This is a genomic window from Rhodococcus sp. LB1 (genome assembly GCF_001583455.1).
Taxonomy (GTDB): domain Bacteria; phylum Actinomycetota; class Actinomycetes; order Mycobacteriales; family Mycobacteriaceae; genus Rhodococcus_F; species Rhodococcus_F opacus.
The window spans coordinates 1-9,869 of record NZ_LTCZ01000050.1 but is presented as its reverse complement, the minus strand read 5'-3'; the positions used below and the strand labels follow the sequence as shown (position 1 = coordinate 9,869).

Below are 9,869 nucleotides of genomic sequence, written 5' to 3'. Positions count from 1 at the left end.
CAGGACTGCCGGTACAGGTGGTCAACCCGCGCAACACCAGTAAAACATGCCACCAGTGCGGGCACTGCGACACCGCGAACAGGCACAGTCAAGCACTATTCCGGTGCCGCGGCTGCGGATGGACCGGCCACGCCGACCATAACGCCGCCGCCAACATTGCCGCACTCGGACACACCAACTACCGGGCCGCCCAATCAACCGTGCCTAAAGCAGCCACCCCTCTAACAGCCAGTTAGAACGTGAGCAGCAAACCCGCGTCCTTCAGGACCGGGTAGTTGATGCAGGGGAATGTCGATGAGCCGCAGCAGCATCGCCCGGGTGGGATTCGACCGCCCGGTCTCCAGGAAGCTGACGTGGCGGCCGAGATGTCCGCCCGGTTCGCCAGTTCCAGCTGACTGAGCCGGCGGCGTTCCCGCCGCGTCCGCAGATGGGTGCCGACATGCGACGTTCGCCGATCGTCGAGGGTGGTCATGCGGCCAGTCTAGGGCGGCCGGATCGTCGTGATCATTACCTCGGACGTCATGGTCAGCGGTCAGGTGAGGTGATCGAACTCCCCGGTCACCCACGCGCAGTGACGGGTGGCCGAGTATTCGAGCGCCTCCCGGCCGGCGTTGTCGATCACGTTGTCGAAGTTGCCGATGATGCGGTCGAATTCGAGGTGCGACAACTGGTCCGCGATGCGCCGCACCACCGCCGCGGACAGCGGCAGCCGGTTGGGGTACGACCGGAGGAACGACACCGTGCGGCGGTCCGGGTTGGGGAACACGCCGTCCCCGGTGAGGAGGACCCCGCGGCCGTCGGCGCCGTCCCGCCAGTGCGCGACGGCGCTGCCCGGGAAGTGCCCACCGATCTGGTGCAGGGTCAGACCCGGCGTCACTTCGTGGGTGCCGGACCAGAACACGATCGGGCCGTCGGACCGTGCCAGCCATCCGCGGTCCGCGTCGGCCACCAGGATGGGCACGTCGCCGAGCGCCTTGGACCACTGCGTCTGGACGCCGAACATGTGCGGGTGGCTGCCCGCGACGGCGAGGACCGGGCCGTGCGCGGCGACGGCGGCGACGGCGGCGTCGTCGACGAACCCGATCGGATCCCACAGCAGCGACCCGGCGGGGGTGCGGATCACGAGGGACTGCTGGCCGATCGCGGTCTTCGGGTCCACGTACAGGCCGTGCAGCCCCGGCTCGACCTCGTGCTCGACCGCGCGGTACCCCGCACCGGCCAGCTTCTCCACGGTGGTCCACTCCTGACCGCCCAGCGGAATGTACTGGCGTTCGTCCGCGCAGATCGCGCACTCGTCGGGGAGCGGGGTGTTCGGGTCCTGTTCGACGCCGCACGTGGCGCAGAGATGAAATAACACCCCTCGATCATGCATCCTCACGGCACCCCGAGGAGCCGCAATCCGGCAGTCGCTGCGGCCGCGGACAGGACGATCACGACGAAAGGTGCCTTCCGCCAGGCGAGTATGCCCGCGACGACGACGCCGGTGGGACGCGCCACTCCGGCGAGGCCGTGGCCTTCGGTGAGCGCGGTCGTGCCCACCAGTGCGGTGAGCAGAACCACGGCGGCCGTCGCCATGGTCCGCTCCACCCACGGCCGGGTGGCGATCCGTGGCCGCAGCACCGGTCCCGCGAACCGGAAGGCGAACGTGCCCGCCGCAAGGACCCCGACCGACCCAATCAGCACGAGGTTCCCGGTCACGGCAGCACCTTCCGCCGCACACCGGCAAGCAGCCCCACCAGCGCCGCCAGCACCGGAAGCCCGGCGGGCAGGAAGGGCGTGGTGGCCAGGGCGATCACGCCGCCGGCCAGTGCCGGCACCCGCACGTCCCGATCGCGCAACGCCGGCAGCACCAGCGCCAGCAGCACCGCCGGGAACATGGCGTCCAGTCCCAGCACCGCGGGGTCGCCGATCGCCGAGCCCGCCACCGCGCCGAGCACGGCCCCGAGCGGCCAGCACACCGCGATCCCTACACCGCACGCCCAGTACGCGGCGCGCCTGCGGTCGGCGTCCGTCTCACCGAGGGCGAACACCACCGACTCGTCGTTCATCAGGTGACTGCCGACGACGCGGCGCAGCCCGCGCCCCAGCACGTCACCGACCGCCAGACCGAACGGCAGGTGCCGCGCGTTCACCAGCAGCCCGGCGATCGTCGCCGCGACCGGGCTGCCGCCTGCCGCGACGATGCCGACGAACAAGAACTCCGCAGATCCGGCGAGGACCAGGACCGACAGTGCGACGGGCAACCAGGCGTCCAGGCCCGAACCCACCGCGATGGCGCCGTACGACATGCCGACCAGTCCGTCGGCGAGGCACACCAGCGCGATGTTTCGGAGGACCCGCGAATCGAGTGTTCGCTTCATCGAACGCATGACTTCTATACTGAACACATGGTGCATCGTTCGTCAAGACGAACATCGCGACCAAAATAATGAACGGGTTGTCGGGAAGGGAAACCATGGCAGGGCAATCCCCACTGGGCTACATCGGACCCTCGCTGCGTCGCGAACGCGAACGCTCGGGTATGTCCCTGACCGAGGTCGCCCGCCGCGCCGGGGTTGCGAAATCCACACTGTCCCAACTGGAATCGGGGGGCGGCAACCCGAGCGTCGAAACCCTGTGGGCCCTCTGCGTCGCACTCGACGTGCAGATGTCGCAACTATTGGACCCGCCGCGGCCGCGCGTGCAGGTCATCCGGGCCGACGAAGGACCGGAACTGACATCCGACCGGTCCGACTACCGCGCCACCCTCGTCGCGTCCTGCCCGCCGTCCGCGCGCCGGGATCTATACCGCCTCGCCGTCGAACCCGGCCCCGCCCGGGAGTCCGAACCGCACATGCCCGGGGTGGTCGAACACGTCATCCTCAGTGCCGGGCGCGCCCTCGTCGGCGTCGCGGGCGATCCGGTCGAACTCGGACCCGGCGACTACATCGCCTACCCCGGCGATGTCGCACATGTGTTCGAAGCGCTGGAGCCGGGCACCCGCGCCGTCCTGGTGTCCGAACACAACTGAGGACATTCGGCGAAATTTCTCCGCCCAGGGTGTCGATTCGGAAGGGTGACGTTCGTATAGGAGGTGAGAGCCGGCCACATCCGCAGTCGCCGGCTGTCCGATCCGAGGAGGAACCCGAGATGACCCAGTACCTGTTGAGCGTGTACCAGCCCGACGGACCCGCTCCCGACCCCGACGTCCTCGCGAAGATCGGCGACGACCTCGACGCCCTCAACCAGGAGATGGTGTCCGCGGGCGCGTGGGTGTTCAGCGGGGGACTGTGCGCCCCCGCCACGGCGACCGTGCTGCGGGCCCAGGGCGGGGACGTGCTCCTCACCGACGGCCCCTACACCGAAGGCAAGGAACATCTCGGCGGATTCACCATCGTCGAGGCGCCCGACCTGGACGCCGCCCTCGAATGGGGTCGCAAACTCACCCGGGCGACGACCCTCCCGATCGAGGTCCGGCCGTTCGTACACCACCGTGGAGCCGGCGACTGACGTGGTCGGGTCCACCGACATCGAACGGGTGTTCCGTGAGGAACACGGCCGCGCGGTGTCCGCCCTGGTCGGGGTGTTCGGCGACCTCGACATCGCCGAGGACGCCGTCCAGGACGCGTTCACCCGCACGATCGATCGGCTCCGGCGCGAGGCCACCCGGCACGACCGCCACGCGCAGGCCGCCCTGTTGCTCGCCCGCGACGAACCGGTGGAGGAGGGCGTCGTGCCCGATGACCGGCTACGCCTGATCTTCACGTGCTGCCACCCGGCGCTCGCCCCCGCCGCCCAGGTCAAGATGACCCTCCGCCTCCTGGGCGGGCTCGGCACCGCGGAGATCGCGCGCGCATTCCTGGTCCCCGAGCCGACCATGGCGCAGCGCCTCGTCCGGGCCAAGGGGAAGATCCGGGACGCCCGGATCCCGTACCGGGTGCCGAGCGAGACCGATCTGCCGGACCGCCTCCGCGCCGTCCTGGCCGTCGTCTATCTGATCTTCAACGAGGGCTACACGGCCAGTTCCGGGGACCGGCTGACGCGGGCGGACCTGTGCGCCGAGGCCATCCGCCTCGGCCGGGTCCTGGCCGCGCTGATGCCCGACGAACCGGAGGTCACCGGGCTGCTCGCGTTGATGGTGCTGATCGAGTCGCGGCGAGACGCCCGCACCGACGGCGACGGCCGGCTCGTGCTCCTGCCCGATCAGGACCGCAGTCGGTGGGATCGTGACCTCGTCGCCGAGGGGCAGTCGCTGGTGCGGGAGTGCCTGCGACGGAACACCCCCGGGCAGTATCAGATTCAGGCCGCGATCAACGCCGTCCACAGCGATGCGGAGACGGCCGCCGACACCGACTGGTGGCAGATCCTGCAGTTGTACGACCAGTTGATGTCGGTGGCGCCGAGTCCGGTGGTGGCCCTGAACCGGGCGGTCGCCGTCGCCGAGGTCAGGGGACCGGAGCAGGGGTTGGCCCTCGTCGACCAGCTCGACGTCGGCAAATACCACCTGTACCACGCGGTGCGGGCCGATCTGCTCCGCAGACTCGGACGTCCCGACGAGGCGGCACGCGCGTACGAGACGGCGCGCGACCGCACCGAGAACGCTGCCGAGCGGGAATTCCTTCGGGAACAGCGCGATTCGCTCCGATGACCCGGACTGCCGGTCAGAGACCCAGGCCCGGCGGCAGGCACACCGACCCGAAACACGTTTCCGTGCTCACGGTGACGGGGAGAGGCTCCGCCGTCGCCGGCTTCGCGTATGCGGTCTCCGGGAGCGGCGCCGAACCCCACACCTCGTCACCGGGGCCCGCGTTCTCACTGCAGATCCAGTGGACCAGGTAGTCCCCGTCGGGCACCGCGTCGAACACGAAGTCCCGCGGTCCCGGCCCGATCACCACATTCGATGCGTGGAACACCGCCACGGACTCGGGGTTCACGATGTCATCCGCCGCATGCAGCCCGCCGAGTCCGCACACGATGTCCGCACCGGTGTCGTTCGCGATCGTCGTCGTGACGGTGCTCCCGGCCACGGCGGCGGCCAGGGTCACGTCGGGTGGGTCCGCGGCGACGGGAGCGGCCAGGAACAGGGCGAGGGGGCCTGCGGCGATCAGCGTGACCGCGGCCCGGGGCACGAGTGTCATCAGCGGAACCTTCGTTCTCGGCGGTCTCACTCCGGACGTCACGGTATTGATACCCGCGGTGCGGGCGGATAAACGGCGGCGGGCGACACGTCATGTTCCCCCGGTGGATCATTCGACGGCACCCGCAGGATCGGAGCATTCAGTGTCGGCGGCGTTTGGCGCGGGCGGCGAACTCGTCCAGCACCCGGACCACGTCCTTGGCCTGCCAGATCCGGTTCCGTCGCCCGTCGGTGATCTGGGTGAGGATCCCGGCGTCGACCAGGCGGTCGATGGCGATCTGCGCGTTGGCGCCGGTCACCCCGAGCGTGGATGTGACGAGCTTGTTGTCGACGACCGGTTGACGAAGGAGCAAGTCCACCAGCCGGTGTACCGCCGCGCCGCGCCGCGCCGTCACACGGGTGCGCCAGTCGGCTCGAACCGCTTCCAGGTCCTGAACGAGGGTGCGACCGTTGGCGACCGCACCGAACGATGCCTCCGCGATCGACCGGACGATCGGCTCGACGTTCCCGGACCGGTACTCGCCGAGTGCGTCGAAATACTCTGCGGTGTCGTGTAGTAGGCCCGCGGACACCGGAACGGCAACACTGCGGGTGAGCTGTCCGCCGCGCAGCATCGCCTGGATCAGGGCGCGTCCGACACGCCCGTTGCCGTCCGGGAACGGGTGGATGGTTTCGAACTGCGCGTGCGCGACCGCTATCTGCGCGATCACGGGCACATCGACGCGGTTGGCGAAGACGATCAAGTCGTCGATCAGTGCGGGAACCCGGTCATGGTGCGGGGGGACGAACTGCGCGGTGTGGGGTCCGAGGCTTCCGCCGCCGATCCAGACCTGCTGCTGCCGCCATCGACCGGCGATGTTCGGATCGCCGTGTTCGAGCAGCGCGCGATGCATCTGCAGGATCGCCTCGGCGTCGATGGAGTCGGACAACTCCAACGCGGCGTGCATGGCCCGGACGTTTCCGACGATCAGGCGGGCGTTGCGGGAGGCGTGCTCGCCGAGTTCGGCCAACGCGATCTGCCGCGCCCCGCTGCTGAGGTTCTCGATCTCCGAGCTCGACGCACTCTCGGCGCGGAGCAGAATGGAGGCGAACGGGGCGGTGATGTGGCCGACCTCGACGTCGAAACGGGTGAGCTCGGTCGCCGCTTCCTCCGTCAGCGATTGCAGCTCGCCGCTCAGTGAGATGGATCGGTCCGCGATGAACGCCGGTACTGCCGCACGGTAGGGGCCGGCAGTGAGGCGCCGCTCGCGCCGAGTGCCGTAGTCGCCGGCGGTGCTGACCCACGGATGCTGCTCGTAGGCGACAGGAGGCCACAACAGTCCGCCGTTAACCGATGCCACCCAGCGAACATACCATTGGTTAATAAGTTATCCAATGATATGGACCCTGGGTAGTGACGGTGTGCAACGCGATCGAGCGCCAGTTCTACGACTTCGGTTCCGGCGCCCAATCGCGTTCCGCGTGATTCTCGGTGTTCCCGTGTTCATGACGCGGTGACCGGCGTCGCCTGGACGCGGTGATTCGGCGACCGATGATTCCGTGCTGAGGTGCGAACAGGTAGACCAGCGCGAATGCCGCACCCTGGGACAGCACCACCATGCCGCCGCTGGCCGTGTCGAGGTGATAGCTCAGGTACAGGCCGATGACGGCGCAGGCCGCCGAGATCGCCGGGGCGATGACCAGCATCCGGTGGAAGCTGTCGGTCAGCAGGTACGCGGTGGCCCCGGGAATGATCAGCATCGCGACGACCAGGATGACGCCGACGGCCTGCAGGGCCACCACCGCCGTCAGGGCCAGCAGCCCCAGGAGCGCGGCCCCGAGCAGGCGCGGGTTCAGGCCGATCGCGTGGGCGTGGGTGGGGTCGAAGGCGTACAGCGTGAAGTCGCGGCGCTTGACGATCAGTGCGATGAAGACGAAGGCCCCGAGTAGGGCGATCTGGACGAGGTCGGACCGGCTCACACCCAGCAGGTTGCCGAAGATGATGTGGTTGAGGTCGGTTTGGCTCGGGGTGACCGAGACCAGCACCAGCCCGAGCGCGAACAGGGTGGAGAACACGATGCCGATCGCGGCGTCCTCCTTGACGCGGCTGGTGTCGCGGACCACCCCGATCAGTGCCACGGCAAGGAACCCGAAGATCACCGCGCCGATCGCGAACGGGGCGCCGACGATGTAGGCCAGGACGACGCCGGGCAGGACGGCGTGCGAGACCGCGTCACCCATCAGTGACCAGCCGATCAGAACCAGCCAGCACGACAGCACCGCGCACACCACGGCGGCGATCAGGGTGGTGATCAGCGCGCGGACCATGAAGTCGTAGCGCAGCGGGTCGACGAAGAAGTCGATGACATCCATTGATTCTCAGGTCCTTGTCATGACGTCGAGGCCGAAGGCGGCCGCCAGGTTCTCCGGCTGCAGCACGACCGTCGGGTCGCCGTGCATGAGGACGGTGCGCATCAGCAGGATCGCCTCGTCGGCCAGGGTGGGCAGTGCGTGCAGGTCGTGGGTGGAGACCAGGATCGCCGCACCCGCGGCGGCGAGTTCACGCAGCAGTGCGGTGATGGTGGCTTCGGAGCGTTTGTCGACCCCGGCGAACGGTTCGTCGAGGAGAAGGATGGTGGCGCCCTGCGCGATTCCGCGGGCGACGAAGGTGCGCTTCTTCTGGCCGCCGGACAGTTGCCCGATCTGCCGGTCCGCCAGTTCGGTCAGTTCGACGCGTTCGAGGGCGTGGTCGACGGCCTCGCGGTCAGCTCTGCCGGGCCGCCGGGTCAGCCCCATGTGCCCGTAGCGGCCGGTCATCACCACGTCACGCACCGAGAGGGGGAACGTCCAGTCCACGTCCTCGCTCTGCGGAACGTAACCCAGCACACCGGTCTTGCGTGCCGCGGCCGGCGCCGTGCCGTTGATGCGGACCGTGCCGGAGTCGGGTTTGACGGTGCCCATGATCGTCTTGAACAGGGTGGACTTTCCGGAACCGTTCATGCCGACGAGACCGCAGACGCGTCCTGGCTGCAGGGCAAGTGAGACCTGGTCGAGCGCAAGGACATCGCCGTAGTGGACGGTGACGTCCTGCACCTCGACGGCCGGCCGGGTGGTCATGATTGCTGCCCGTTCAGTGCGGAGGTGAGGGTGTCGGCGTCGTGCCGGATCAGATCCAGGTACGTCGGCACCGGCCCGTCCGCCTCGGACAGCGAGTCGACGTAGAGGGTGCCACCGAACGCGGCGCCCGTGGCTTCGACGACGCGTTGCATCGGCGCATCCGACACCGTGGATTCGCAGAACACCGCCGGAACCCGATTGTCCTTGACGAACTCGATCGTCGAAGCGATCTGCTGGGGCGTGGCCTGCTGTTCGGCATTGACCGGCCAGATGTACTTCTCGGTCAGCCCCGCGTCCCGGGCCAGATACGAGAACGCTCCCTCGCACGTGACCAGCGCCCGTTCGTTAACCGGCAATGCTCCCAGCTCGGCGACCAACTCGTCCTGCACCTTCTGCAACTGCGCCTTGTACGCGTCGCCGTTGATGCGATAGTCGGCCGCATGCGCGGAATCGAGCTCGCTGAACGCGGCGACCATGTTGTCGACGTAGATCTGCACGTTCAGTGGTGACATCCAGGCGTGCGGATTCGGTTTGCCCGCGTAGGCGTCCTCGCCGATGGCAATCGGCTCGACGCCGTCGCTGACGACCACGTGCCCGACGTCCACACCGTCGACGAACTGGGCGAACCACGCCTCCAGGTTCATCCCGTTGTCGAGGATCAGGTCGGCCTCGGCTGCCTTCTTGATATCGCCCGGGGTGGGCTCGTATCCATGGATTTCCGCGCCCGCCTTGGTGATCGACTCGACCGTCACGTGCTCACCTCCGACATTCGCGGCGATATCGGCGAGAACGGTGAACGTCGTCAACACCACCGGTTTGTCGCTTTCCGGTCCGTCGCCCGTGCCGCACCCCGACAGCATCAATGCCGCGGCCAGCGCTGTCAGCGCCGCGGCACCGGCTACTGGCCGTCGTCGCGCACCCACCTTGAAGCCCGTTGTTTTCACGGTCGAATCATAATGTTCGGCTCACCGAAACCACAAGGGGGCGGCACCCGCAGTCACGTTGTCGGTCGACGGAAGTCGCCGTTGGAGCCCGCCTGGGACCGCCGTGCCGCGACCGTGTCGGCGGTGGACCCGATCGTGGGCGCGAGCCGCCACAATCCAGCGGCGGCGAGAATGTGCCACAGCGCGTGGCCCTGCAGGACACTGCCCGGCCGGCAGATCGACGTCCGGTCGCCGATGGTGCCGAGCAGCGCGCCGGACACGAGAAGCAGTGCCGCGACGACGGTCGTGCGCCGCAGCTGCGGACGGACGCGGGCGCGTTCCAGACCGAGGCCCACGGCGACCGCGGCGAGTATTGCCTGCACGATCGTGGAGGCCGTCGGGCCGGCCGCCACCGCGGGGATCACCACGACCGGGACGGCAAGCCACCACACCGGCGACAGCCGCCGGCCGAACCGGTCGGAGGCGGCGTCGACGGCGATGAAGGCCAGCAGTGTCGCGATCGGGATGTCGTGTGCGTAGGCCTGCCACGGCGGGTTGGGTCCGTGCGCAACGAGCGACCCGGCGCCGACCGCGACGACAAGCAGGCCGTAGGTCACGGTCGGCGCTCCGTGCGGACGACGCGCGACGACCGCGAGGCCGGCAATCACGAAGGCCAGGCTGGTGACAGCGGCCGCCGGCTGACCGATGAAGCCTGCGTCTCGATACAGCTCGCA

The 9,869-nt window shown here is 68.8% G+C and carries 13 protein-coding genes and 1 pseudogene; 4 read left to right on the top strand and 10 right to left on the bottom strand.

Annotated elements, in window-relative coordinates; genetic code table 11:
• The coding region (locus AZG88_RS49720; protein WP_156517457.1) for a zinc ribbon domain-containing protein at positions 1-236 on the top strand (236 nt) is incomplete at its 5' end.
• A 39-nt stretch (positions 237-275) separates the two neighbouring features.
• Here the strand turns inward: AZG88_RS49720 and AZG88_RS53475 are convergent.
• The 4 genes and pseudogenes from AZG88_RS53475 to AZG88_RS09500 all read right to left on the bottom strand — a co-directional run.
• Positions 276-472: pseudogene (locus AZG88_RS53475) on the bottom strand (helix-turn-helix domain-containing protein); the annotation flags it as partial.
• A 60-nt stretch (positions 473-532) separates the two neighbouring features.
• A complete protein-coding gene (locus AZG88_RS09510; protein WP_016880360.1) occupies positions 533-1,357 on the bottom strand; it encodes an MBL fold metallo-hydrolase in 825 nt (274 codons plus the stop codon).
• A gap of 17 nt (positions 1,358-1,374) precedes the next feature.
• On the bottom strand, positions 1,375-1,698 hold the full coding sequence (locus AZG88_RS09505; protein WP_061043107.1) for an AzlD domain-containing protein: 324 nt from the start codon (positions 1,696-1,698) through the stop codon (positions 1,375-1,377).
• Positions 1,695-2,369 (bottom strand): AzlC family ABC transporter permease, encoded by a 675-nt coding sequence (locus tag AZG88_RS09500; RefSeq protein ID WP_061043108.1) that lies wholly within the window; start codon positions 2,367-2,369, stop codon positions 1,695-1,697. The genes AZG88_RS09505 and AZG88_RS09500 overlap by 4 nt, the downstream gene beginning before the upstream one ends.
• Before the next feature lie 86 nt (positions 2,370-2,455).
• Here AZG88_RS09500 and AZG88_RS09495 point away from each other — a divergent pair, with 86 nt between their 5' ends.
• From AZG88_RS09495 to AZG88_RS09485, 3 genes are all read left to right on the top strand, one after another.
• Positions 2,456-3,010: a helix-turn-helix domain-containing protein gene (locus tag AZG88_RS09495; protein WP_043793370.1), complete on the top strand. Its 555-nt coding sequence runs from the start codon at positions 2,456-2,458 to the stop codon at positions 3,008-3,010.
• Between the two features lie 119 nt (positions 3,011-3,129).
• Entirely contained in the window at positions 3,130-3,489 is a 360-nt protein-coding gene (locus AZG88_RS09490) for a YciI family protein (protein ID WP_061043109.1), read from the top strand.
• A gap of 1 nt (position 3,490) precedes the next feature.
• Positions 3,491-4,627 (top strand): RNA polymerase sigma factor, encoded by a 1,137-nt coding sequence (locus AZG88_RS09485; protein ID WP_061697559.1) that lies wholly within the window; start codon positions 3,491-3,493, stop codon positions 4,625-4,627.
• 13 nt (positions 4,628-4,640) lie between these two features.
• Here AZG88_RS09485 and AZG88_RS09480 read toward each other — a convergent pair whose 3' ends face one another.
• The 6 genes from AZG88_RS09480 to AZG88_RS09455 all read right to left on the bottom strand — a co-directional run.
• Positions 4,641-5,117, bottom strand: a complete 477-nt coding sequence (locus AZG88_RS09480; protein WP_061043110.1) for a hypothetical protein — start codon at positions 5,115-5,117, stop codon at positions 4,641-4,643.
• 139 nt (positions 5,118-5,256) lie between these two features.
• Positions 5,257-6,456 (bottom strand): Fic family protein, encoded by a 1,200-nt coding sequence (locus AZG88_RS09475; RefSeq protein ID WP_061043111.1) that lies wholly within the window; start codon positions 6,454-6,456, stop codon positions 5,257-5,259.
• 85 nt (positions 6,457-6,541) lie between these two features.
• Entirely contained in the window at positions 6,542-7,468 is a 927-nt protein-coding gene (locus tag AZG88_RS09470) for a metal ABC transporter permease (RefSeq protein ID WP_061043112.1), read from the bottom strand.
• A gap of 6 nt (positions 7,469-7,474) precedes the next feature.
• A complete protein-coding gene (locus tag AZG88_RS09465) occupies positions 7,475-8,212 on the bottom strand; it encodes a metal ABC transporter ATP-binding protein (protein WP_061043113.1) in 738 nt (245 codons plus the stop codon).
• Positions 8,209-9,135 carry a metal ABC transporter substrate-binding protein gene (locus AZG88_RS09460; RefSeq protein ID WP_179443194.1) on the bottom strand — a complete coding sequence of 309 codons (927 nt, stop codon included), beginning with the start codon at positions 9,133-9,135 and terminating at the stop codon, positions 8,209-8,211. The genes AZG88_RS09465 and AZG88_RS09460 overlap by 4 nt, the downstream gene beginning before the upstream one ends.
• Positions 9,136-9,209: 74 nt before the next feature.
• A partial coding sequence (locus tag AZG88_RS09455) for a hypothetical protein (protein WP_063819596.1) occupies positions 9,210-9,869 on the bottom strand: 660 nt, incomplete at its 5' end.

Bases quoted from the DNA above. Each gene is read 5' to 3' on its own strand.
- AZG88_RS09470 (WP_061043112.1), bottom strand. From the start codon at position 7,468: ATGGATGTCATCGACTTCTTCGTCGACCCGCTGCGCTACGACTTCATG.
- AZG88_RS09490 (WP_061043109.1), top strand. From the start codon at position 3,130: ATGACCCAGTACCTGTTGAGCGTGTACCAGCCCGACGGACCCGCTCCC.
- AZG88_RS09495 (WP_043793370.1), top strand. From the start codon at position 2,456: ATGGCAGGGCAATCCCCACTGGGCTACATCGGACCCTCGCTGCGTCGC.
- AZG88_RS09465 (WP_061043113.1), bottom strand. From the start codon at position 8,212: ATGACCACCCGGCCGGCCGTCGAGGTGCAGGACGTCACCGTCCACTAC.
- AZG88_RS09480 (WP_061043110.1), bottom strand. From the start codon at position 5,117: ATGACACTCGTGCCCCGGGCCGCGGTCACGCTGATCGCCGCAGGCCCC.
- AZG88_RS09500 (WP_061043108.1), bottom strand. From the start codon at position 2,369: ATGCGTTCGATGAAGCGAACACTCGATTCGCGGGTCCTCCGAAACATC.